Source organism: Streptococcus equinus (assembly GCF_049393735.1).
In the GTDB taxonomy this organism is placed as follows: Bacteria; Bacillota; Bacilli; order Lactobacillales; family Streptococcaceae; genus Streptococcus; species Streptococcus equinus_G.
Window position 1 is genome coordinate 316,621 of record NZ_CP185946.1, and the last position, 23,367, is coordinate 339,987.

Consider the following 23,367-nt stretch of genomic DNA (forward strand, 5'->3'; position numbering starts at 1 on the left):
ATATTTAAATTAGTTAACATTTGCCTTACTCAGGCAGTTAAAATAAAAATAGAAAAGAGATATTTATTATGGCAGTAACAATGGAATACGAAAAAGACGTAAAAGTAGCAGCTCTTGATGGTAAAAAAATTGCCGTTATCGGTTATGGATCACAAGGTCATGCTCATGCTCAAAACTTGCGTGACTCAGGTCACGATGTTATCATTGGGGTTCGCCATGGTAAATCATTCGACAAAGCAAAAGAAGATGGTTTTGAAACATATGAAGTAGCTGAAGCAACAAAACTAGCTGATGTTATCATGGTTTTGGCACCAGATGAAATCCAAGCAAAACTTTATGCTGAAGAAATTGCACCAAACCTTGAAGCAGGTAATGCACTTGGTTTTGCTCATGGTTTCAATATCCGTTTTGAATACATTAAAGCTCCAGAAACAGTAGATGTTTTCATGTGTGCACCTAAAGGTCCAGGTCACCTTGTACGCCGTACTTACACTGAAGGATTTGGTGTACCAGCACTTTACGCTGTTTACCAAGATGCTACTGGTCACGCTAAAGATATCGCAATGGACTGGTCTAAAGGTATCGGTGCTGCGCGTGTTGGACTTCTTGAAACTACATTCAAAGAAGAAACTGAAGAGGATTTGTTCGGTGAACAAGCAGTTCTTTGTGGTGGTTTGACTGCTCTTATCGAAGCTGGTTTTGAAGTTCTTACTGAAGCTGGCTATGCTCCAGAATTGGCTTACTTCGAAGTTCTTCATGAAATGAAACTTATCGTTGACCTTATTTACGAAGGTGGATTCAAGAAAATGCGTCAATCAATTTCAAATACAGCTGAATTTGGTGACTACGTTTCAGGTCCACGTGTCATCACTAAAGATGTTAAAGAAAACATGAAAGCTGTTCTTGCTGATATTCAATCTGGTAAATTTGCTGAAGAATTTGTTAGCGATTATAAAGCTGGTCGTCCAAAACTTGAAGCTTATCGTAAAGAAGCTGCAGAACTTGAAATTGAAAAAGTTGGTGCAGAACTTCGTAAAGCAATGCCTTTTGTTAACCAAAATGATGACGATGCATTCAAAATTTATAACTAATTTTTGAAGAAATCTACTTATAAAAGGCCGATGTTAGTCATCGGTTTTTTATCTATTAATCAGCCATTTGTCATATAAAATATTTAAATATTAGAAGAGGTAGTTTATGATCTTAGCTAAGGATGTTGTTGACGCCTACGACGTCTTAAAAGATGTTGTTGAGCGTACACCCCTAGATTTTGACCGTTATTTATCGGAAAAATATGGTGCAACTGTTTATCTTAAACGAGAAAATATGCAGAAAGTGCGTTCGTTTAAAATTCGTGGAGCTTATTATGCTATTCATCAGTTGTCAGATGAAGATAAGGAACGTGGAGTTGTCTGTGCTTCAGCAGGTAACCACGCTCAAGGTGTGGCATTTACTTGTCATGAAATGAAAATTCCAGCAACAATTTTTATGCCTGTAACAACTCCTCAGCAAAAAATTGGGCAAGTTAAGTTCTTCGGTGGTCCTTACGTGACAATCAAATTGGTTGGTGATACTTTTGATGCTTCTGCTCAAGCTGCTCAAGAATTTACGAAGTCAGAAGGAATGACTTTTATTGATCCATTTGATGATGATGATGTCCAAGCAGGACAAGGAACTGTAGCATATGAGATTTATGAACAAGCTCAAGAAGAAGGCGTAACGTTTGATAATATTTTTGTTCCAGTTGGTGGCGGCGGATTAATTTCAGGTGTTGCAACCTACATTAAAGACGCTTCGCCAGAGATTGAAGTAGTTGGTGTTGAGGCATCAGGTGCAAGAAGTATGCGCGCAGCATTTGATAAAGGTCATCCTGTAAAGTTGGAAGAAATTGATAAATTCGCTGATGGGATTGCAGTGCAAAAAGTTGGTGAAAAAACTTTTGAAATTGCTCGAAAATACGTAGATAAATTAGTCGGTGTTGATGAGGGCTTGATCTCAGAGACACTGATTGATATGTACTCAAAACAAGGAATCATCGCTGAACCAGCGGGAGCTTCTTCAATTGCTGCACTTGAAGTTATGAAAGATGATATCAAAGGTAAGACAGTCGTTTGTATCATTTCTGGCGGTAATAATGACATCAATCGTATGCAAGAAATGGAAGAACGTGCTCTCATCTATGACGGAGTCAAACATTATTTTGTGGTTAATTTTCCACAACGTCCAGGAGCTTTACGTGAATTTGTCAATAATATCTTGGGTCCAAATGATGATATCACGCGATTTGAATACATCAAACGTGCTAATAAAGGTAGAGGCCCAGTTCTCATTGGCATAACTTTAGGAGATAAAAATGATTATTCGGCTTTTATTGATCGATTATCTGGTTTTGATCCTTCATATATCAACCTTCACGGAAATGAAAGTCTCTATAATCTACTAGTCTGATAAGATGTTTTTTAGAATAATTTTAATAAGCTAAATAAGCTGGGTCTTATGACTCAGCTTGTTTTTATGATTTTCCTTGACTTTTTAGAGAAATAAAATATAATTGTATTAACCTATGGGTACAAGAAAGGGGATTTATCATGTTTTTGATTATTTTTGTACTTGTGCTGCTACTTATTTTGAGTATTGTTGCAAGTACGCTTTATGTTGTTCGTCAACAAACTGTTGCTATCATCGAACGTTTTGGAAAATATCAAACAACGTCTACTAGTGGGATTCATGTTCGCTTGCCATTTGGCATTGATAAAATTGCTGCGCGTATTCAATTGCGTCTTTTGCAATCTGAAATTGTTGTAGAAACTAAGACTAAAGATAATGTTTTTGTCACTTTAAACGTTGCTACACAGTACCGTGTTAATGAGCAAAATGTCACTGATGCATACTATAAACTTATGAGTCCTGAAGCTCAAATTAAATCATACATCGAAGATGCTCTTCGTTCATCTGTTCCAAAATTGACTTTAGATGAATTGTTTGAGAAAAAAGATGAAATTGCTCTTGAAGTTCAACATCAAGTTGCTGAAGAAATGTCTACATATGGCTATATTATCGTGAAAACATTGATTACTAAAGTTGAACCTGATGCTGAGGTTAAACAATCAATGAACGAAATCAATGCAGCCCAACGTAAACGTGTTGCTGCTCAAGAATTAGCTAATGCTGATAAAATTAAAATTGTAACTGCTGCGGAAGCTGAAGCAGAAAAAGATCGTCTTCATGGTGTTGGTATCGCTCAACAACGTAAAGCCATTGTTGATGGTTTAGCCGAATCTATTCAAGAATTAAAAGATGCCAATGTAGGTATGACTGAAGAACAAATCATGTCAATCTTGCTAACTAACCAATATCTTGATACTTTGAATACTTTTGCTGCTAAAGGTAATCAAACACTCTTCTTGCCAAATCATCCAGAAGGTATTGAAGATATTCGCACTCAAATTTTGTCATCGTTAAAGGCAAAATAATTGAGTATAAAAAAGAATCTCCTTATAAAGGAGATTCTTTTTTATCATTTCAAGAAACGTTGTAAGAATACTTTTGTACGATCTTGTTGTGGATTTTCAAAGATTTGTTGAGGTGTACCTTCTTCAGCAATAACCCCTTTATCCATGAAGATAACACGGTCTGAAACTTCTTTAGCGAATTCCATTTCGTGTGTTACGATAATCATTGTTAGACCTGATTTAGCAAGGTCTTGCATTGTTTTAAGAACTTCACCAACCATTTCTGGGTCAAGGGCTGAAGTAGGTTCGTCAAATAACATTGCTTCAGGATTGACAGACAATGCGCGTGCGATAGCCACACGTTGTTTTTGTCCACCAGAAAGTTGTTTTGGTTTTGCTTTCCAGTATTGCTCAGTCATACCAACTTTTGTAAGGTTTTCTTTAGCGATTTTTTCAGCTTCGCTGCGAGAACGTTTCAAAACAGTTGTTTGTGCAACAATGGCATTTTCAAGAACGTTTAAGTTTTCAAAAAGGTTAAATGATTGGAAAACCATTCCGAGTTTTTCACGGTATTCTGTCAAGTTGTAATCTTTTTCGAGAACGTTTTGACCGTGGAAAAGAATTTCTCCAGCAGTTGGGTCTTCTAAAAGATTGATAGAACGTAGGAATGTTGATTTTCCTGAACCTGATGAACCAATGATAGAAATAACTTCACCTTTATTAACAGAAAGTGAAATATCTTTTAGGACTTCATTTTGTCCGTAAGATTTTTTTAGGTGTTTAATTTCAATGATAGGTTGAGACATTATTTCACCTCTTTCGTTTGGTTTTGGTTAGCACCAGTTGTGTAAGTGTCAGCATCGAAGCGACGTTCGATGAAACGCAAGATGCGTGTCACTGTAAAGGTGAGAACAAAATAGATAATCGCGATAATAGTGAATGTTTGGAAGTATTGATATGTTTGTGTTGCAACAGTATTACCTGAGAAGTAAAGTTCGACAACTGAGATAACATTCAATACTGAAGTATCTTTAATATTGATGACAAATTCGTTACCAGTTGCTGGCAAGATGTTGCGTACAACTTGAGGAAGAACGATTTTGCGCATTGTTTGACCGTGTGTGAATCCAAGTGCAGTAGCAGCTTCAAACTGACCTTTATCAACAGCGAAGATACCACCACGAACGATTTCACTCATGTAAGCACCAGTGTTGATTGATACGATGAAGATGGCTGCGATTGTACGGTCGATTGAAATACCGAAGGCTTGAGCAGTACCGTAGTAGATAACCATAGCTTGTACAATCATCGGTGTGCCACGGAAGATTTCGATATAAACACTAAGTAACCAGCCAAATGCTTTTTGAAGACCAGCAAGGAATTTGTTGGCAGCTTTTGGAGCTGTGCGGAAGACACCAATCAAAAGACCGATGAAAAGACCAACAACTGTACCAATGATAGAGATGAGAAGTGTGACTCCTGCACCACGTAGGAATTGGCTCCAGTTTTTCTTGAAGATACTCCACATATCTGAGAAGAAGTTGCTGTTAGTATTGTCCGAAGAGTTGTCAGCTGGTTGTTTTTCAATCATGTCATCCATGAGAGCTAGGCGGTCATCGTCAGAAATACTAGCTAAAACAGCATTTACTTTTGCAAGGGTTTCAGTATCATTTTTGCGAAGTCCAACTGCGATAGCAGTGTCAGCTTTAGATGTTGCAAAACCTTTACCATCTTCAAATGCTACCATCTTGAAGTCACTGTTAGCATTTTCGGCAGAGATAGCATCAGGACGTTCAGAAACATAACCATCGATGATACCAGATTCAAGTGCTTGACGCATTTGGTTGAAGTCACCCATGGCTGTTTCTTTTGAAGCGTCTTTGATTTGGTCAATCAAGTTGTAAAGGTAAACACCTTGTTGAGATGTTAATTTTGCACCGGCAAAGTCTTTAAGTGAAGTGGCTTGTGCAAAATCACCTTTTTTAGAAACAACGATAACTGGTGAACTTGTATAGTAACTATCTGAGAATGCAATTTCTTTCTTACGTTCAGCTGTAGGACTCATTCCGGCAGCAATCATGTCAATCTTTCCGGAAGTAAGCGCTGGAATTAGTCCTGTCCAAGTAGTTTTGACAACGAGGAGTTCCTTGCCTAAGCTATCTGCTATTTTCTTAGCTATTTGGACATCGTATCCGTTAGCGTACTGGCTAGTTCCTTCGATAGGAACAGCTCCATTAGAATCATCATCTTGTGTCCAGTTAAATGGAGCGTAGGCTGCTTCCATCCCGACACGAAGATATTCGTCAGCGTGTATGCTAGTCATTCCTCCAAAGAGAAGAAGAAGGGCTGCAAAACAACTTAAAAGTAACTTTTTCATTTAAGACTCCTGTCTATTCTTGTACCTTACCATTTTACATGAAATGGGGCTTGATTTCAACATGATAAGCCTTAAAATAGAATATTTATACAATATATTATGATAAAATAGTGTTATGAGAAAGGAGTAGGAGATCATGAAAAAATTAAGATTATTTTTGATTGCCATCGTCGCATTTTTTGGACTGGCTATACCTGTCATTGCTGATAGTGATGTCGACTATAGTGTTAGCGATTACGATGGAGTTCTGACAATTCATGACGATAATACGGCTGATTTTTATCAGACGATTACTTATGATTTTGATTCATCGTACAATGGGCAGATTGTGACACTTGGTGAGGCTGGGCATATGCCAGATGGTTTTACTGTTGATAAGAACCCAGAAATCTCTGCGCAAGTTAACGGTGTTGATAAGACTGTTCGTTCTGAAATTAAAGACCTTGGTGATGGTTATCAGGTAAAAATCTATAATTCAGGAAGGAGCGGCGATATTGTCGTTGTTAAATTGCATTGGAAGTTGGCAAATCTGTTATTCCCGTATCAGGATGTTGCTGAGCTAAACTGGGTGCCAATCAGTGATTGGGATGAAACTTTAAAACATGTAACTTTTACAGTGACAACAGATAAGCTAACTTCTAACCGCAAGCTTTGGGCACATAGAGGTTACTTAAAATCAATTCTTGTAAAAAAACAAGCTGATGGTTACCAAATTACAGCTAGCCATGTAGATGGTAAGTTAGAATTGCATGCTTATTGGGATAAAGATATTTTGGCTACCCCTGCGACTTTAGCAGGCAAGAAAAAAGCAGCAATTATTAAGCAAGAGCAAAAGATTGCTAGAAAAACTCAATTGTTGAAAACGACTTTATTTTATATCGTTCCATCAATTATTGGAGTTCTGATAGTTGTAGCTTATGTTTTGTTTGTTATGGGAAATCAAACAGCTAAAGCACATGAGAAATTTAGTCGAGAAACTCGCTCTTATGAGGCTCCTGAAGATTGGTCACCGTTATTAGTGATGCAGTATATCTATGATGCGGATTTAGAAGATACGGATACTAAGGGAAGCTCAATTCCACAGAAATTTAAATTTGAAACAGCTATGCAGGCAACTTTGCTTGATTTGATTGACCGTAAAATCATTACAGCTGAGAATCAAGAATTGACTTGTCACCCAGATAAACCAATGACAAAATATGAGGCTGAAGTTCTTGATATGGCATTTGGTAAGAGAAAAACGGTAAAAATTGAAGATTTGTTCTCGGATTATCGTTTTGATGATGATTTGGTTGACAGTTACAAGAAGAAATACAAAGGTCACACTTTAGAAACAAAACTAAACAAGCTCGGTGATGATTTTAACGACCGTTATCTAGGAAAACTTGAGAAAATCACTGGCTTAGTTGATAAAGAAATTTCGCAAAAAGCTTTACCAGCGATTCGTGAAGATTTGCCTGACGTCGCAGCAAAGAAATTTGAATACGCAAAAGGTCTTTTGTTTATTTCATTACTACCAATTGTTGTTGGCTTAGTCTATCTAATCTTTAACTTAAACATTGCCTTTCTTGGCTACGGATTCTTATTGCTTTTGGTAATCTTGAGTTTAGTTGTAGTTATAAGAAAAGCTGATTATTATGATGTTCACGGAGCGATAACAGCTGAAGGGCAAGAACGTATCCAATCTTGGATTAGTTTTACTAACATGATGCGTGATATTAATAAATTCGACAAAGTTGATTGGCAAGGAGTCATTGTTTGGAATCGAATCTTAGTGTATGCGACATTGTTTGGCTACGCTAAGCAAGTTCAAAAATATCTTGCAATTCATGATATTAAACTCGCAAGCGAAGCAGCTTATATGGTCGACTCTGAACTTGGTTATCTAATCGGTATGCAAACACATCAACTAGGACTTGCTAGTCATAGCGCTGATTCAGCATCGAATTTCTCTGTTTCATCTGGTAGTTCAGGAACTAGTGGCGGCTTCTCCGGCGGTGGAGGCGGCGGAGGCGGCGGAGCGTTTTAAAATGCAGCCAAATCTGCTATAATTGAGGAGATATTAAATTAAGGAGAGCTTATGTTATTTTTCGAACTACTAAAGGCTATCTTTTTGGGGATAGTTGAGGGAATTACAGAGTGGTTGCCTGTGTCAAGTACAGGACACTTGATTTTGGTTCAAGAGTTTATCAAATTGAATCAAGATAAGGCATTTTTGGATATGTTCAACATTGTTATCCAATTGGGAGCAATCTTGGCTGTTATTGTGATTTACTTTAAGCGTTTGAATCCATTTCAACCTGGAAAAACATCGCGTGAAGTTCAGTTAACTTGGCAGCTTTGGTTGAAGGTTGTGATTGCATGTATTCCATCGATTTTGATTGCAGTGCCATTTGATGACTGGTTTGAAGCGCATTTCAATTACATGATTCCAATTGCGATTGCTTTGATTGTTTACGGGATTGCATTCATCTGGATTGAAAAACGTAATGCAAATGTTGAGCCTGAAGTGACTGACCTTGCTCGTATGCCTTATTTGACAGCGTTTTGGATTGGTTGCTTCCAAGTTCTTAGTATCGTACCGGGAACAAGCCGCTCAGGTGCAACTATCTTAGGTGCTATTATTGTGGGAACAAGCCGTTCAGTTGCTGCTGATTTTACATTCTTCCTTGCAATTCCAACTATGTTTGGTTACAGTGGTTTGAAAGCTGTTAAGTTCTTTTTAGATGGTAACGTACTTAACTTCAGTCAATTCTTGATTTTAATGGTAGCAAGTGTGACAGCATTCCTTGTTAGCTTGTATGTTATCCGCTTCTTGACTGATTATGTTAAAAAACATGACTTCACTGTCTTTGGTAAATATCGTATCGTTTTGGGTACGATTCTTATCCTCTACAGTATTGTTAAATTTATCTTTTAAAATAGCAGCAGTCCGTGTCAGGACTGCTTTTTGTGACCAATAAATTGAAAAAACATGACTTTTCTTGTATAATAAAATGACTACTCGTGCGAGGTATATAGTATGGAAATGAAACAGATTAGCGAGACAACGCTAAAAATAACGATTAGTATGGAAGATTTAGAAGAACGAGGAATGGAGTTAAAAGACTTTTTGATTCCGCAAGAAAAGACAGAAGAGTTCTTCTATTCAGTAATGGATGAGTTAGATTTACCAGATAATTTCAAAGATAGCGGCATGCTTAGCTTTCGTGTGACACCACGTAAGGACCGTCTTGATGTGTTTGTTACAAAATCAGAAATCAACAAAGATATCAATTTTGAGGATTTAGCTGCGTTCGACGATGTGTCTAACATGTCACCAGAAGAATTCTTTAAAACGTTAGAACAAACGATGATGGCTAAAGGTGACACTGAAGCTCATGAAAAATTAGGTAAAATCGAAGAAATGATGGAAGGTGCTGTTGAAGAAGTGTTGACAGAGCATGCCAAACAAGCAGATACAGAACCTGAAGAAGATGTAAATCCATCTGATTATGTTCATTACGTGTTAGATTTCCCAAGTTTAGAAGCAGCAGTTGCTTTTTCTAAAGCAATTGATTTTCCTGTAGAAGCTTCTGAACTTTACAAAATGGACGGCGCTTATTACATGACAATTTTGCTCGATTTGCAGAACCAACCTTCTTATTATGCAAATTTGATGTATGCTCGTATGTTAGAATACGCTGGCGCTGGAACAAAAACTCGTGCTTACTTACAAGAGCATGCGGTTGAATTGTTAACGGATGATGCCGTTGCAAAATTAAAAATGATTGAGTTGGTATAGTATGGCACCTTTTACAATTGAATATGTCTTAGTTTTAATTGGCGCATTTTTGTTATCACTTTTCTTAACGCCGATTGTTCGTTTTATTGCTTTTCGTGTTGGTGCCGTAGATAAACCAAATGCTCGTAGGGTTAATGAAGTCCCGATGCCAAGTAGTGGTGGAGTTGCGATTTTTCTGTCTTTCTTGGTTTCTTCGTTGATCTTTATGCCAATGGTATTAAAAGAGCCGATTTGGACGATTTCGTACTTTAATTATGTTTTACCAGTTGTCATTGGTGGATTCATTATTACGGCGACTGGATTTATTGATGATATTTATGAATTAAAACCCAAAACAAAAATGCTAGGTATCATTCTTGGCGCTGTTATAGTTTGGGCATTTACAGATTTCCGCTTTGATAGTTTTAAAATTCCATTTGGTGGACCACTGTTAGAATTTAATTCTGTTGTGACCTTCTTTTTAACAGTCTTTTGGATTATTGCTATCACTAATGCGATGAATCTGATTGATGGTTTAGATGGTTTGGTGAGTGGTGTCTCAATCATTAGCCTTATCACAATGGCTTTGGTATCTTATTTCTTTTTACCACAAACTGATTTTTATCTAACATTAACAATCCTACTGTTGATTGCTTGTATTGCAGGATTTTTCCCATATAACTACAATCCAGCGATTATTTATCTTGGTGATGCAGGAGCTCTTTTCATTGGATTTATGATTGGAGTCTTGTCTCTTCAAGGGTTGAAAAATTCAACAGCAGTTGCAGTAGTGACACCAGTGATTATTCTTGGTGTGCCGATTCTAGATACGACCGTTGCAATTATTCGTCGTAAATTATCTGGACGTCCTGTAACTGAAGCAGATAAGATGCATTTGCACCATCGTCTGTTGGCTATGGGATTCACACACCGTGGCGCTGTTTTAGTTGTTTACGGTATTGCGATTCTCTTCTCATTGATTGCTCTTTTACTTAACGTTTCTAGCCGTTTAGGCGGAGTACTTTTGATGGTTGGTTTAGCATTTGCCTTAGAGGTCTTTATTGAAGGACTTGAAATTTGGGGAGTTGGGCGTACACCGCTTTTTGATACACTGAAATTTATCGGAAATAGTGATTATCGCCAAGCAACCATGCTAAAATGGAAAAAACGTAAAAATAGCAAATAATAAGTGATTGAAAAGCCTAATATGGCTTTTTTTTGTTATAATGATTAGTAACCCTATAGAACTGCGGTAATTTTCAGAAAAAAGTTACTGCCGCATTTATTTAAATTGGAGGAATGTACACATGTCTGTACTTGAGATAAAAGATCTTCATGTTTCAATTGAAGATAAAGAAATTCTTAAGGGTGTTAACTTAACTCTTAAGACAGGAGAAATTGCTGCGATTATGGGTCCTAACGGGACTGGTAAATCAACGCTTTCAGCTGCTATCATGGGAAATCCTAACTATGAGATTACTCAGGGTGAAATTTTGCTAGATGGCGAAAATATTCTTGACCTCGAAGTCGATGAACGTGCTCGTCTTGGACTGTTTCTTGCTATGCAATACCCAGCTGAAATTCCTGGAATTACGAATGCTGAGTTTATTCGCGCAGCTATGAATGCCGGAAAAGAAGATGACGAAAAAATTTCTGTCATGGACTTCATCACAAAATTGGATGAAAAAATGGAATTTCTCGGCATGAAAGAAGAAATGGCAGAGCGTTACCTTAACGAAGGTTTCTCAGGTGGTGAAAAGAAACGTAATGAAATTCTTCAACTGTTGATGTTGGAACCTAAATTTGCTCTTCTTGATGAAATCGATTCAGGACTTGATATCGATGCTCTTAAAGTGGTGTCAAAAGGTGTTAATGCCATGCGTGGTGAAAATTTTGGTGCCATGATTATCACTCACTACCAACGTCTTCTTAACTACATTAAACCAGATGTTGTCCATATTATGATGGACGGACGTGTTGTCCTTTCAGGCGGTGAAGAACTTGCTGCTCGTCTTGAAAAAGAAGGATATGCAAAAATTGCCGAAGAACTCGGTATTAAATACGAAGAAGAAGTGTAATTGATGATGTCAAAGTCTATGGTCTTAACCTAGACGATACTCGTATGTAGGATATAAAAAGGAGTAAACATCAAATTATGACGAAAGAATCAGTTTTGAATTTTTCACAAGCAAAGGCAGAGCCATTGTGGTTGCAAGAACGACGTCTGGCTGCTTTTGATAATATAGATAAATTACCGTTACCAGAAATCAACCGTGTGAAATTTCACCGTTGGAATCTTGGCGATGGAACAATTTCAGAGGATGTAGCACTTGCTAATGTTCCTGATTTTACAGCTCTTGGAGATAACCCTAAGCTTGTTCAAGTTGGGACACAGACTGTTCTTGAGCAGTTGCCAATGGACTTGATGGAAAAAGGTGTTATTTTCACAGACTTTTACAGCGCTTTGGAAGAGATTCCAGAAGTGATTGAAAAATATTTTGGGTCTGCGCGTGGAGATAAAGAAGATAAGTTAGCTGCCTATCACACTGCTTACTTTAATAGTGCAGCAGTGCTTTATGTTCCAGATAATGTGGACATTGAAGAACCAATCGAAGGTCTTTTCTTCCAAGATAAGGCAAGTGATGTTCCGTTTAACAAACATATTCTCATTGTAGTTGGAAAAAATAGTCACATTAGCTACTTGGAACGTTTTGAATCAATCGGTGAAGGAGAAGCGACAGCAACTGCAAATATTTCTGTTGAAGTCATTGCCTTAGATGGAAGTCATGTAAAATTTTCAGCTATTGACCGTTTGGGCGAAAATGTTACGACTTATATTAGCCGTAGAGCTCGTCATGGTAAAGATGCAGTAGTGGATTGGGCGCTTGGTGTTATGAATGAAGGCAATGTCATTGCTGATTTCGATTCAGATTTGTATGGCGATGGTAGTCAAGCCAATCTTAAAGTAGTAGCTGCTTCATCTGGACGCCAAGTTCAAGGTGTTGATACACGTGTCACAAACTATGGTAGTCATACTGTTGGTCACATTCTACAACATGGTGTTATTCTTGAACGCGGTACTTTGACTTTTAACGGAGTTGGACATATCGTCAAAGGAGCCAAGGGAGCAGATGCTCAACAAGAAAGCCGAGTTCTCATGCTTTCAGATAAAGCTCGTTCAGATGCAAATCCAATTCTATTGATTGATGAAAATGATGTCACAGCAGGTCACGCAGCATCAATTGGACAAGTTGACCCAGATGATATGTACTATTTGATGAGTCGCGGTATTGATAAGGAAACAGCAGAACGCCTAGTTATTCGTGGTTTCTTAGGTACTGTTATTACTGAAATTCCTGTCAAAGAAGTACGTGACGAAATGATTACTGTGCTAGATAATAAATTGGAGCAACGCTGATATGAAAAAATTAGATGCTCACAAAATTGCTCAAGACTTTGCGATACTTGACCAAATTGTAAACGACGAACCCTTGGTTTATCTTGACAATGCGGCAACAACTCAGAAACCACAAAAAGTTCTTGATGTCCTTAATGATTATTATCACACAATTAATGCTAATGTTCACCGTGGTGTTCACACACTTGCTGAACGAGCAACAGCAGCTTATGAAGCAAGCCGTGAAAAAGCGCGTCAATTTATTAATGCAAAATCAACTAAAGAAGTCTTGTTTACACGTGGAACAACGACAGGACTTAATTGGGTTGCGCACTTTGCGCAAGAAGTACTTCAAAAAGACGATGAAGTGCTTATCTCAGTTTTAGAACACCATGCTAATGTTGTCCCTTGGCAGCAAGTTTGCCAAAAAACAGGTGCGAAATTAGTTTATGTCTATTTAAAAGACGGGCAGTTGGATATGGACGATTTGCGTAGCAAACTTTCAAATAAAACAAAATTTGTCAGCATTGCTCACGTTTCAAATGTTCTAGGTTCAATTCAACCAGTTAAAGAAATTGCTAAATTAGCTCACCAAGTTGGAGCTTACATGGTTGTTGATGGCGCGCAATCTGCTCCGCATATGACAATTGATGTTCAAGATTTAGATTGTGATTTCTTTGCATTTTCAGGACACAAAATGCTTGGACCTACAGGTATCGGTGTCCTTTATGGCAAAGAAGAGATTCTAAATCAAATGTCACCAGTCGAATTTGGTGGTGAAATGATTGATTTTGTTTACGAACAAGAAGCGACTTGGACAGAGCTGCCTTGGAAGTTTGAGGCAGGAACGCCAAACATTGCTGGCGCTATTGCTTTAGGTGCTGCAATTGATTATTTGAGCGACCTTGGTTTAGATGCTGTTCATGCACATGAACAAGAACTTGTTGATTATGTTCTTCCTAAATTACAAGCAATTGAAGGGTTAACAGTTTATGGCCCTAAGGATCCTAGCCAGCACACTGGGGTAATTTCATTTAATCTTGATGGATTGCATCCACATGATGTAGCGACAGCACTCGATTATGAAGGTGTTGCGGTTCGCGCTGGACATCATTGTGCGCAACCTTTGATTACTTATTTAGGAGTTCATTCGGCAGTGCGTGCAAGCTTTTATATCTATAATACGAAAGAAGATTGTGATAAACTAATAGAAGCAATTCTTAAAACAAAGGAGTTTTTCAATGGCACTTTCTAGATTAGATAGTCTTTATATGGCAGTTGTTTCAGATCATTCAAAAAATCCACACCATCACGGAAAATTAGAAGATGTTAATCAAGTTAATCTTAACAATCCGACTTGTGGTGATGTTATTTCACTTTCAGTGAAATTTGATGGTGATCGCATTTCAGACATTGCTTTTGCTGGTGATGGTTGTACAATTTCAACAGCTTCATCTAGCATGATGACCGATGCAGTTCTCGGTAAAACAAAAGAAGAAGCACTTGAACTTGCTGAGATTTTCTCAAAAATGGTTCAAGGTGAAAAAGACGATGCTCAAAAAAGATTAGGTGAGGCTAGTTTCTTAGCAGGAGTTTCAAAATTTCCACAACGTATTAAATGTTCAACTCTAGCTTGGAATGCCTTGAAGAAAGCTATTGAAAACGACGATAAAGATACAGAAAGGTAATTAGATGCCTGAAAAAAATGAAAAAGTAACACCAAAACCAATTGACCTTGGTGATTATCAATATGGCTTTCATGATGATGTGACACCGGTCTTTTCAACAGAAAAAGGAATCAGCGAAGAAGTTGTTCGTGAATTATCTGCTGAAAAAGGTGAGCCTGAGTGGATGCTTGAGTTCCGTTTGAAATCATTGGAAATTTTTAATAAAATGCCAATGCAAGATTGGGGACCAGATTTGTCAGATATTGATTTTGATGAAATCACTTATTACCAAAAAGCTTCTGATAAACCTGCTCGTTCATGGGAAGATGTCCCAGAAAAAATAAAAGAAACTTTTGAACGTATCGGAATTCCAGAAGCTGAACGAGCTTACTTGGCTGGAGCTTCAGCACAATATGAATCTGAAGTTGTTTACCATAACATGAAAGATGAATATGATAAGTTGGGAATTATTTTTACAGATACAGATTCAGCTTTGAAAGAATACCCAGAGCTATTTAAAAAATATTTCTCAAAATTAGTTCCACCTACAGATAATAAATTGGCAGCCCTGAATTCAGCATTTTGGTCAGGTGGAACTTTTATCTACGTACCAAAAGGTGTTAAGGTTGACATTCCTTTGCAGACTTATTTCCGAATCAATCGTGAATCAATGGGACAATTTGAACGTACTTTGATTATCGTTGATGAAGGAGCAAGTGTTCACTACGTTGAAGGATGTACAGCACCGAATTATTCATCTGCTAGTCTTCATGCGGCAATTGTTGAAATTTTTGCACTTGAAGGAAGCTATATGCGTTACTCAACTATCCAAAACTGGTCAGATAATGTTTATAATTTGGTCACAAAACGTGCTACAGCTAAGAAAAATGCTACAGTTGAATGGATTGATGGTAACCTTGGTGCCAAAACAACTATGAAATATCCATCTGTATATCTTGATGGTGAAGGTGCGCGTGGTACTATGCTTTCAATTGCTTTTGCAAATAAAGGGCAACATCAAGATACTGGTGCTAAAATGATTCACAATGCACCACATACTTCATCATCGATTGTTTCAAAATCAATCGCTAAAGGTGGAGGTAAGGTTGACTATCGTGGTCAAGTAACTTTCAATAAAAATTCTAAGAAATCTGTCAGTCATATTGAATGTGATACCATTTTGATGGATGATATATCAAGTTCAGATACAATTCCATTTAACGAAATTCATAATTCACAAGTTGCTCTTGAACATGAAGCGAAGGTTTCAAAAATTTCTGAAGAACAGCTTTATTATTTGATGAGTCGTGGATTATCAGAACAAGAAGCAACTGAAATGATTGTTATGGGATTTGTTGAACCATTTACAAAAGAACTTCCAATGGAATATGCTGTTGAACTTAATCGTTTAATCAGTTATGAAATGGAAGGATCAGTTGGATAAATCAAAAGAGACGAGTTTTTAAACTCGTCTCTTTTTACGTATATTATGTATATTATATAGAAGAAAATTGATAATTTTAAAGTTTTTCGTTGACGTAAGTTACGAAGTGGTTCCACCAGACTTTAAGAAAAATGCTTTTTTTTACCTCTTTTTTAGCAAGAGCAGGGACGCTAGGTTTGGAATCAAGATAACCAGTTCCTACAATTTGGTTATCATTATACTCAAAGCTTCCAACTTTGTCACCTTTGTTAATAGTTGCCTCGTAACCTTTAGCTTTTGATGAGAATTTAGCAGAAACATCAGTGCCAATGTGATGCACCGCATTCAAATCTTGAGCAGCAACAACGGGAACTGTTTTTTCTTTTCCGTCCTTAACTTTAGCTTTGCTGTTTTTATAAGACTGACCAGCTTCGATGATAGTAGTCATTTCATAGTTCGATTTGACATAATCAAGGAGCTCGTTAGTAGCTTCGAAACGAGCAAAATCATTTTCTTCCCAACCATCAGCATTCATTACTACTGAGATAATACGCATACCGTTTTCAGTTGAAGTAGCAACAAATGAAGCACCTGCAAGTTCAGTTGTACCAGTTTTTAGACCGTCAACACCGTCTCGTTCATAAGGCATATCTTTAAGCATATAATTGTAAGTGTTCATTGTTGAACCATCAAAATCAGCTGTCGTTTGACTACTGATTTTTAAGACATCAGGATATTCTGTGACGAGATGGCGGGCAATTATAGCAATGTCTCGAGCACTTAGCATATTTTCATCTGTAGAACTAGATCCTGGGTAAATGTTATCGCCGAGGTAACTGTTATTTAAACCAGATGCGTTGACTAATTTAGCATCAGTAATTCCCCATTCATTGAGTTGTGCTTTCATCATGTCAACAAAATTGCTTTCGCTACCACCGATTTGTTCAGCTAATGCGATTGCAGCGCTGTTAGCACTGGCGACCATAGCGGCATTGACTAGTTGTTCAACAGTGTATTCACGAGCTTCCATAGGCACGTTACTTGCATCTGAGTTAGCTGTTAAATCGTAAGCATAATCAGAAATTGGAACTTTAGTATCCCAAGAAAGATTTCCTTTATCGATTTCTTTATAAGTTAAATAAACAGTTAATATTTTTGTCATAGAAGCGACACCAGCAGGTGTAGTAGCATCTTTTTCATAAAGAACTTTACCTGTAGTAGCTTCGACAGCAATTGCGTGCTTAGCAGCGACATCGAAATCATCTGCGTAAACACTACTTCCAAGAAAAGCCAAGAGCATGGCTAGAGCAGCAATAACCTTTTTCATTGTTCCATCCTTTGTTAAAAAATTCAACAAGATAATTATACCATATTAATAGCATATAAATAGTGTGTTAGATAATCTGACAAAAAATTCAGAAAAAACTACTTTCTTCAGAAAAAACTATTTTCTTTAAAGAAACTTTATGATATAATTCTACTTGTCAAATAATATAATTTAGAGAGAACAACTAGGAGGGCGTCACATGTCACTAGAAAGTAAAACATGGAAACGCATTGGCTTAGGAGCTGTTACTTTGCTCTCAACTGCTGTATTGGCAGCTTGTGGAGGAAAAAGCTCATCAACTTCTTCAAGTGATGAGATTAATTGGTACACTCCTACTGAAATTAGCACTTTGGATGTTTCAAAAGTTACAGATACTTATTCTTCAATTGCAATCGGTAACTCAGGTAGTAATCTTCTTCGTCGTAACGAAGATGGCGAGTTAAAACCTGATTTGGCAGAGAAAGTTGAAGTATCTGAAGATGGATTGACGTATACTGCAACATTACGTGATGGTCTAAAATGGTCTGATGGTAGTGATTTGACTGCAGATGATTTTGTCTACACATGGCAACGTATTGTTGATCCAGCGACAGCTTCTGAGTATGCATATCTTGCATCAGATGCGCATGTTTTAAATGCTGAAGAAGTTATTAGCGGTACTAAGAGCGTTGATGAATTAGGAGTAAAAGCAGATGGTAATAAAGTTATCTTTACATTATCTAGTCCATCTCCTCAATTTATGAGTCTTCTATCGTTTGCTAACTTCGTTCCTCAAAACAAAGCTTTTGTGGAAAAAGCAGGTAGTGATTATGGTACAACTTCTGAAAAAGCACTTTATTCAGGTCCATACACAGTAACAAAATGGAACGGTTCTAATGGTACATTTACACTTGTGAAGAACAAATACTATTGGGACGCTAAAAACGTAAAACTTAAAAAAGTTAATATCCAAGCTGTTAAAAAACCTGATACTGCAGTGCAAATGTACAAAGATGGTCAGCTTGACACAGCGAACATCTCAGGTACAGAGGCTATTTATAAAGCAAATAAAAATAGTAAAGACGTTGTAGATTCACCAGAAGCTACAACAGCATACCTAAATTACAATGAGTCAGGTTCTGTTAAAGCTTTGACAAATACTAAGATTCGTCAAGCACTTAACCTTGCTACAGATCGTGAAGGAATTGTAAAAGCAGCTATTGATACTGGTTCAAAAGCAGCATCAGCTCTAGTTCCAACAGGACTTGAAACTTTGGAAGATGGAACTGATTTATCTAAATACGTATCACAAAATTACACTTATGATGCAAAACAAGCAGCAAAACTCTTCAAAGAAGGACTTGCTGAACTCGGTGAAAAATCAATCACATTGACAATTACAGCCGATTCAGACACACCTGTTGCGAAAGCATCAGTAGACTACATTAAACAAACATGGGAAGATGTTCTTCCAGGATTAAAAGTAGAAGAAAAATTCGTAACATTCAAACAACGTTTGCAAGATTCTAAAACACAAAACTTTGATGTAGTTCTATCACTTTGGGGTGGTGACTATCCAGAAGGTTCTACATTCTACGGATTGTTCACATCAGATTCAGCTTACAACTATGGTAAGTTTAGTGATGCGACTTATGATGCTGCTTACCAAAAAGCATTAACAACTGATGCTTTGGATCCTGCAGCTGCAGCAGATGATTATAAAGCTGCTGAAAAAGCACTTTATGATAACGCACACTACAATCCACTTTACTTCCGTAGCACACAAGCACTTCAAAATTCATCAATCAAAGGACTTGTTCGTAACTCAACTGGTTTGCAAGTTGACTTTACATATGCCTATAAAGACAAATAATCTTTAATAAGTATGGATATGGGCAAGAATTGGTTGCTACCAATTCTTGCTTTTGTTGACAGGTAAAAGTTTTCTCCTGCCAACAAAAGCAAATACAGAGAAGGAAATATTATGGTAAAATACATTCTTAAACGTGTTGCTATTCTTCTTGTAACACTCTGGGTAGTTGTTACCCTGTCGTTTTTCCTCATGCAAGTTATGCCGGGTACACCTTACAATAACCCAAAATTAACTGATGAGATGATTGCTTTAATGAACAAACAATATGGTTTGGATAAACCAGTTTGGCAGCAATACCTTACTTACCTATGGAATATTCTTCATGGTGATTTCGGTACAAGTTACCAATCTATTAACCAACCTGTTGGACGTTTGATTTCTCAACGTTTAGGTGTATCAATTCAATTGGGTGTTCAAGCTTTAATCGTTGGACTTCTTTCAGGTATTGTTGTTGGTGCGGCTTCAGCACGTAACAAAAATAACTGGATTGATGGTGTTCTTAGTGTTATTTCTACACTTGGTATTTCAGTACCATCATTCATTATTGGTCTATTCCTATTAGTTACACTTGGTTTCAAATGGAGCTTGTTCCCACTTGCTGGTTGGGGTTCATTTGAACAAACTATTATGCCATCAATCGCCTTGGCAATTCCAGTATTTGCTCAAGTAACACGTTTCTTCCGTGGACAAATGATTGAAACTTTGAGTTCTGATTATATTCAATTAGCGACAGCTAAAGGTTTGAATAAACGTCAAGTTGCTCGTAAGCACGCGTATCGTAACTCAATGATTCCAGTTTTGACTTTGGTTGGTCCAATGGCTGCTAACTTATTGACGGGTTCAGCTTTAATTGAACAAATTTTCTCAATTCCCGGAATTGGTCAACAATTTGTTACATCAATCCCAGCTAAAGACTATCCAGTAATTATGGGGACAACAATTGTTTATGCAATGATGTTGATGGTTGCCATCTTGGTAACAGATATTGCAACAAGTATTGTTGATCCACGTGTACGCTTGCAATAAGGAGATTATTCATGGCAGATAAAACTAGAGAATTTAAACTTGTTGGTGTTGGTTCAGCCAGCTCACAAGAAAAAATTGAAAAGCCTGCTCTTTCTTTTATGCAAGATGCATGGCGCCGTTTGAAAAAAAATAAATTGGCAGTTGTTTCAATGTGGTTCTTGGGAATCCTGTTAGTATTTTCAATGATTTCAGTAATCTTGGTTCCACGTGATGATGCAAATGCCTTTAATACAAAAGAAGTTACAACATACCGTAACCTTCCACCAAAAATCAGTGATAATCTTCCTTTCTGGAACGGTACAATCACATATTCAGGTAGTACAGAAGCCACTGATGCATATGCAGATCAAGGAGTGCCAGAAGGAACTAAATTTATCCTTGGTACAGATAACTTAGGACGTAGTGTTGCAAAACGTATCATTGTTGGTGTGCGTATCTCACTTCTTATTGCAATTGTTGCTACATTGATTGACCTTTTGATTGGTGTAACTTATGGTTTGATTTCAGGTTATGTTGGCGGACGTGTCGACATGATTATGCAACGTATTATCGAAGTTATTTCTTCAATCCCTAACTTGGTAATCGTAACAATGCTTGGTTTGTTACTTGGTAATGGTGTTACATCAATCATCATTTCAATTGCCATCGTTGGTTGGACTTCAATGGCACGTCAAGTACGTAACTTGACACTTTCATATCGTGAACAAGAGTTTGTTCTTGCAGCTCGTTCACTCGGTGAAAGTGCACCAAAAATTGCATTCAAACATATCCTTCCAAATATTTCAGGTATTATTATTGTTCAAATCATGATGACAGTTCCAAGTGCTATCATGTATGAAGCTGTACTTTCAGCTATTAACCTTGGGGTTAAACCACCAACAGCATCACTTGGTTCATTGATTACTGATGCACAAGAATATTTACAATATTACCCTTATCAAGTTACTCTACCAGCCCTTGCTTTGGTACTAATCTCACTTGCTTTCATCTTGCTAGGTGATGGTCTTCGTGATGCATTTGATCCAAAATCTGGTGATCGTTAGGAGGAAAAATTATGAGTGAAGAAACAATTTTACAAGTTAAAAACCTCCATGTAGATTTCCATACCTACGCTGGAGAAATTAAAGCTATCCGTGATGTTAATTTTGACTTGAAGAAAGGTGAAACCCTTGCAATCGTAGGTGAATCTGGATCAGGTAAATCTGTAACAACTAAAACATTGATGGGGCTATCAGCTTCAAATGCAACTATTACAGGTGAAATTGACTTTAAAGGTAAAAAACTGACAGAACTAAAAGAAGATGAATGGATTAAAGTACGTGGAAATGAAATTGCTATGATTTTCCAAGATCCAATGACAAGTCTTGACCCAACAATGAAAATTGGTCAGCAGATTGCTGAACCAATTATGATTCATGAAAAAGTTTCAAAACAAGAAGCATGGGCTCGTGCACTAGATTTGATGAAAAATGTTGGTATTCCAAATGCGGAAGAACACATTAATGATTACCCACATCAATGGTCAGGTGGTATGCGTCAACGTGCGGTTATCGCGATTGCACTTGCAGCTAATCCAGATGTTTTGATTGCAGATGAACCAACAACTGCCTTGGATGTTACTATTCAAGCGCAAATCCTTAACTTGATGAAGAAAATTCAAAAAGAAAGTGGTTCATCAATTATCTTCATTACCCACGACCTTGGTGTTGTTGCTGGTATGGCTGATCGTGTAGCAGTTATGTATGCTGGTAAAGTGATTGAATATGGTTCAGTGGACGAAGTATTCTACAATCCTCAACATCCATATACTTGGGGCTTGTTAAACTCAATGCCAACGACTGATACAGAAGCAGGTAGCCTACAATCAATTCCAGGTACTCCACCAGATCTTCTTAATCCGCCAAAAGGTGATGCGTTTGCTCCACGTAATGAATTTGCATTAGACATTGATTACGAAGAAGAACCACCAATGTTTAAAGTTAGCGACACACACTATGCAGCAACATGGTTGCTAGATGAACGTGCACCTAAAGTAACACCACCATTACCAATTCAAAAACGTTGGGCAAAATGGAAAGAACTTGAAGGGAGAAAAGCTTAATGACTGAAAATAGAAAAAAGCTTGTTGAACTTAAAAATGTATCTTTGACTTTTAATGAAGGTAAAAAGAACGAAGTAAAAGCAATCAACAACGTTAGCTTTGACATCTACGAAGGTGAAGTATTTGGTCTAGTTGGTGAATCAGGTTCTGGTAAAACAACTGTTGGACGTGCTATTTTAAAACTTTACGATATCAATGGTGGTGAAATTGATTTTGACGGTGAAACAGTTTCTAACCTTAAAGGTAAAGAATTGCACGAATTCCGTAAAAATGTTCAAATGATTTTCCAAGACCCTCAAGCAAGTCTTAACGGACGTATGAAAATCCGTGACATCGTTGCAGAAGGTCTTGATATCCATAAATTGGTTAATAGCAAAGAAGAGCGTGATGAAAAAGTTCAAGAACTACTTTCATTAGTTGGTTTGAACAAAGATCACATGACACGTTACCCACATGAATTTTCAGGTGGTCAACGTCAACGTATTGGTATTGCTCGAGCACTTGCAGTTCAACCAAAATTTATCATTGCTGATGAACCAATTTCAGCTCTTGACGTATCAATCCAAGCTCAAGTTGTAAACTTGATGCAAAAACTTCAACGTGAACGTGGTTTAACATACTTATTCATCGCTCACGATTTATCTATGGTGAAATACATTTCAGACCGTATTGGTGTTATGCACTGGGGTAAAATGCTTGAAATTGGAACATCTGATGATGTTTATAATAATCCAATCCACCCATACACTAAGAGTCTGTTGTCTGCTATTCCAGAACCAGACCCAGAATCTGAACGTGAACGTGTACACCAAGTGTACGATCCCACTGCAGAACTTGATGGCCAAGAACGTGAAATGCGAGAAATTACTCCAGGACACTTTGTACTTTCAACAGAAGCAGAAGCAGAAGAATACAAAAAAGCATTACAATAAAAAGAGAGTTTACCACTCTCTTTTTTTTATTCTGCTAGAATTTTTAATTA

Annotated in this window: 20 protein-coding genes; 17 read left to right on the plus strand and 3 right to left on the minus strand. The window is 37.3% G+C overall.

Going from position 1 to position 23,367, the window contains the following annotated elements; genetic code table 11:
* Positions 1–68 precede the first annotated feature (68 nt).
* The 3 genes from ilvC (at position 69) to ACNTMY_RS01715 (ending at position 3,473) form a co-directional block, all read left to right on the plus strand.
* On the plus strand, positions 69–1,091 hold the full coding sequence (gene ilvC, locus ACNTMY_RS01705) for a ketol-acid reductoisomerase (protein WP_003067603.1): 1,023 nt from the start codon (positions 69–71) through the stop codon (positions 1,089–1,091).
* 106 nt (positions 1,092–1,197) lie between these two features.
* Positions 1,198–2,448, plus strand: a complete 1,251-nt coding sequence (ilvA, locus tag ACNTMY_RS01710; protein ID WP_423215215.1) for a threonine ammonia-lyase IlvA — start codon at positions 1,198–1,200, stop codon at positions 2,446–2,448.
* A 140-nt stretch (positions 2,449–2,588) separates the two neighbouring features.
* The gene (locus ACNTMY_RS01715) at positions 2,589–3,473 is read left to right on the plus strand and encodes an SPFH domain-containing protein (RefSeq protein WP_423215216.1); all 885 of its coding nucleotides are present in this window, start codon (positions 2,589–2,591) and stop codon (positions 3,471–3,473) included.
* Between the two features lie 44 nt (positions 3,474–3,517).
* On the opposite strand, the gene ACNTMY_RS01720 is transcribed toward ACNTMY_RS01715, so the two are convergent.
* Together ACNTMY_RS01720 and ACNTMY_RS01725 are read right to left on the minus strand one after the other, a co-directional pair.
* Positions 3,518–4,258, minus strand: a complete 741-nt coding sequence (locus tag ACNTMY_RS01720) for an amino acid ABC transporter ATP-binding protein (protein WP_003067598.1) — start codon at positions 4,256–4,258, stop codon at positions 3,518–3,520.
* On the minus strand, positions 4,258–5,829 hold the full coding sequence (locus tag ACNTMY_RS01725; protein ID WP_423215217.1) for an ABC transporter permease subunit: 1,572 nt from the start codon (positions 5,827–5,829) through the stop codon (positions 4,258–4,260). The genes ACNTMY_RS01720 and ACNTMY_RS01725 overlap by 1 nt, the downstream gene beginning before the upstream one ends.
* A 136-nt stretch (positions 5,830–5,965) precedes the next feature.
* Between ACNTMY_RS01725 and ACNTMY_RS01730 the strand changes: the two genes are divergently transcribed.
* The 9 genes from ACNTMY_RS01730 to sufB all read left to right on the plus strand — a co-directional run bounded on the left by ACNTMY_RS01730 (position 5,966) and on the right by sufB (position 16,100).
* Positions 5,966–7,858, plus strand: a complete 1,893-nt coding sequence (locus ACNTMY_RS01730; RefSeq protein WP_423216422.1) for a DUF2207 family protein — start codon at positions 5,966–5,968, stop codon at positions 7,856–7,858.
* Between the two features lie 51 nt (positions 7,859–7,909).
* On the plus strand, positions 7,910–8,749 hold the full coding sequence (locus ACNTMY_RS01735; protein WP_423216423.1) for an undecaprenyl-diphosphate phosphatase: 840 nt from the start codon (positions 7,910–7,912) through the stop codon (positions 8,747–8,749).
* Positions 8,750–8,851: 102 nt separating this feature from the next.
* Positions 8,852–9,613, plus strand: coding sequence for an adaptor protein MecA (gene mecA / locus ACNTMY_RS01740; protein WP_423215219.1), 762 nt, complete (start codon positions 8,852–8,854; stop codon positions 9,611–9,613).
* A gap of 1 nt (position 9,614) precedes the next feature.
* A complete protein-coding gene (locus ACNTMY_RS01745; protein ID WP_423216424.1) occupies positions 9,615–10,778 on the plus strand; it encodes a glycosyltransferase family 4 protein in 1,164 nt (387 codons plus the stop codon).
* Between the two features lie 121 nt (positions 10,779–10,899).
* On the plus strand, positions 10,900–11,670 hold the full coding sequence (gene sufC / locus ACNTMY_RS01750; protein ID WP_423216425.1) for a Fe-S cluster assembly ATPase SufC: 771 nt from the start codon (positions 10,900–10,902) through the stop codon (positions 11,668–11,670).
* Positions 11,671–11,747: 77 nt separating this feature from the next.
* A complete protein-coding gene (gene sufD, locus ACNTMY_RS01755; RefSeq protein ID WP_423215222.1) occupies positions 11,748–13,010 on the plus strand; it encodes a Fe-S cluster assembly protein SufD in 1,263 nt (420 codons plus the stop codon).
* A gap of 1 nt (position 13,011) precedes the next feature.
* Positions 13,012–14,244, plus strand: coding sequence for a cysteine desulfurase (locus ACNTMY_RS01760; RefSeq protein ID WP_423216426.1), 1,233 nt, complete (start codon positions 13,012–13,014; stop codon positions 14,242–14,244).
* A complete protein-coding gene (gene sufU, locus ACNTMY_RS01765; protein ID WP_003067579.1) occupies positions 14,231–14,677 on the plus strand; it encodes a Fe-S cluster assembly sulfur transfer protein SufU in 447 nt (148 codons plus the stop codon). Before ACNTMY_RS01760 ends, sufU begins: the two co-directional genes overlap by 14 nt.
* Positions 14,678–14,681: 4 nt before the next feature.
* On the plus strand, positions 14,682–16,100 hold the full coding sequence (sufB, locus tag ACNTMY_RS01770) for a Fe-S cluster assembly protein SufB (RefSeq protein WP_003067578.1): 1,419 nt from the start codon (positions 14,682–14,684) through the stop codon (positions 16,098–16,100).
* A gap of 76 nt (positions 16,101–16,176) precedes the next feature.
* On the opposite strand, the gene pbp3 is transcribed toward sufB, so the two are convergent.
* Complete coding sequence (pbp3, locus tag ACNTMY_RS01775; protein WP_423216427.1) at positions 16,177–17,406, minus strand: D-alanyl-D-alanine carboxypeptidase PBP3; 1,230 nt, start codon at positions 17,404–17,406, stop codon at positions 16,177–16,179.
* 199 nt (positions 17,407–17,605) lie between these two features.
* On the opposite strand from pbp3, the gene ACNTMY_RS01780 reads away from it, so the two are divergent.
* From ACNTMY_RS01780 to ACNTMY_RS01800, 5 genes are all read left to right on the plus strand, one after another.
* Positions 17,606–19,258, plus strand: coding sequence for a peptide ABC transporter substrate-binding protein (locus ACNTMY_RS01780; protein ID WP_423216428.1), 1,653 nt, complete (start codon positions 17,606–17,608; stop codon positions 19,256–19,258).
* Between the two features lie 111 nt (positions 19,259–19,369).
* Positions 19,370–20,284: an ABC transporter permease gene (locus ACNTMY_RS01785; protein ID WP_021141673.1), complete on the plus strand. Its 915-nt coding sequence runs from the start codon at positions 19,370–19,372 to the stop codon at positions 20,282–20,284.
* A gap of 11 nt (positions 20,285–20,295) precedes the next feature.
* A complete protein-coding gene (locus ACNTMY_RS01790; RefSeq protein WP_423216429.1) occupies positions 20,296–21,327 on the plus strand; it encodes an ABC transporter permease in 1,032 nt (343 codons plus the stop codon).
* 11 nt (positions 21,328–21,338) lie between these two features.
* A complete protein-coding gene (locus ACNTMY_RS01795) occupies positions 21,339–22,385 on the plus strand; it encodes an ABC transporter ATP-binding protein (RefSeq protein WP_024344767.1) in 1,047 nt (348 codons plus the stop codon).
* Positions 22,385–23,317, plus strand: coding sequence for an ABC transporter ATP-binding protein (locus tag ACNTMY_RS01800; protein WP_423216430.1), 933 nt, complete (start codon positions 22,385–22,387; stop codon positions 23,315–23,317). Before ACNTMY_RS01795 ends, ACNTMY_RS01800 begins: the two co-directional genes overlap by 1 nt.
* Positions 23,318–23,367: the final 50 nt, after the last annotated feature.

What these genes read in the sequence shown, in the direction of transcription:
- ACNTMY_RS01785 (WP_021141673.1), top strand. Translation starts at nt 19,370, where the DNA reads ATGGTAAAATACATTCTTAAACGTGTTGCTATTCTTCTTGTAACACTC.
- ACNTMY_RS01760 (WP_423216426.1), top strand. Translation starts at nt 13,012, where the DNA reads ATGAAAAAATTAGATGCTCACAAAATTGCTCAAGACTTTGCGATACTT.
- sufC (WP_423216425.1), top strand. Translation starts at nt 10,900, where the DNA reads ATGTCTGTACTTGAGATAAAAGATCTTCATGTTTCAATTGAAGATAAA.
- sufB (WP_003067578.1), top strand. Translation starts at nt 14,682, where the DNA reads ATGCCTGAAAAAAATGAAAAAGTAACACCAAAACCAATTGACCTTGGT.
- ACNTMY_RS01800 (WP_423216430.1), top strand. Translation starts at nt 22,385, where the DNA reads ATGACTGAAAATAGAAAAAAGCTTGTTGAACTTAAAAATGTATCTTTG.
- ilvA (WP_423215215.1), top strand. Translation starts at nt 1,198, where the DNA reads ATGATCTTAGCTAAGGATGTTGTTGACGCCTACGACGTCTTAAAAGAT.
- ACNTMY_RS01725 (WP_423215217.1), bottom strand. Translation starts at nt 5,829, where the DNA reads ATGAAAAAGTTACTTTTAAGTTGTTTTGCAGCCCTTCTTCTTCTCTTT.
- ACNTMY_RS01780 (WP_423216428.1), top strand. Translation starts at nt 17,606, where the DNA reads ATGTCACTAGAAAGTAAAACATGGAAACGCATTGGCTTAGGAGCTGTT.
- ACNTMY_RS01735 (WP_423216423.1), top strand. Translation starts at nt 7,910, where the DNA reads ATGTTATTTTTCGAACTACTAAAGGCTATCTTTTTGGGGATAGTTGAG.
- mecA (WP_423215219.1), top strand. Translation starts at nt 8,852, where the DNA reads ATGGAAATGAAACAGATTAGCGAGACAACGCTAAAAATAACGATTAGT.
- pbp3 (WP_423216427.1), bottom strand. Translation starts at nt 17,406, where the DNA reads ATGAAAAAGGTTATTGCTGCTCTAGCCATGCTCTTGGCTTTTCTTGGA.
- ACNTMY_RS01730 (WP_423216422.1), top strand. Translation starts at nt 5,966, where the DNA reads ATGAAAAAATTAAGATTATTTTTGATTGCCATCGTCGCATTTTTTGGA.
- ilvC (WP_003067603.1), top strand. Translation starts at nt 69, where the DNA reads ATGGCAGTAACAATGGAATACGAAAAAGACGTAAAAGTAGCAGCTCTT.
- ACNTMY_RS01790 (WP_423216429.1), top strand. Translation starts at nt 20,296, where the DNA reads ATGGCAGATAAAACTAGAGAATTTAAACTTGTTGGTGTTGGTTCAGCC.
- sufD (WP_423215222.1), top strand. Translation starts at nt 11,748, where the DNA reads ATGACGAAAGAATCAGTTTTGAATTTTTCACAAGCAAAGGCAGAGCCA.
- sufU (WP_003067579.1), top strand. Translation starts at nt 14,231, where the DNA reads ATGGCACTTTCTAGATTAGATAGTCTTTATATGGCAGTTGTTTCAGAT.
- ACNTMY_RS01720 (WP_003067598.1), bottom strand. Translation starts at nt 4,258, where the DNA reads ATGTCTCAACCTATCATTGAAATTAAACACCTAAAAAAATCTTACGGA.
- ACNTMY_RS01715 (WP_423215216.1), top strand. Translation starts at nt 2,589, where the DNA reads ATGTTTTTGATTATTTTTGTACTTGTGCTGCTACTTATTTTGAGTATT.
- ACNTMY_RS01795 (WP_024344767.1), top strand. Translation starts at nt 21,339, where the DNA reads ATGAGTGAAGAAACAATTTTACAAGTTAAAAACCTCCATGTAGATTTC.
- ACNTMY_RS01745 (WP_423216424.1), top strand. Translation starts at nt 9,615, where the DNA reads ATGGCACCTTTTACAATTGAATATGTCTTAGTTTTAATTGGCGCATTT.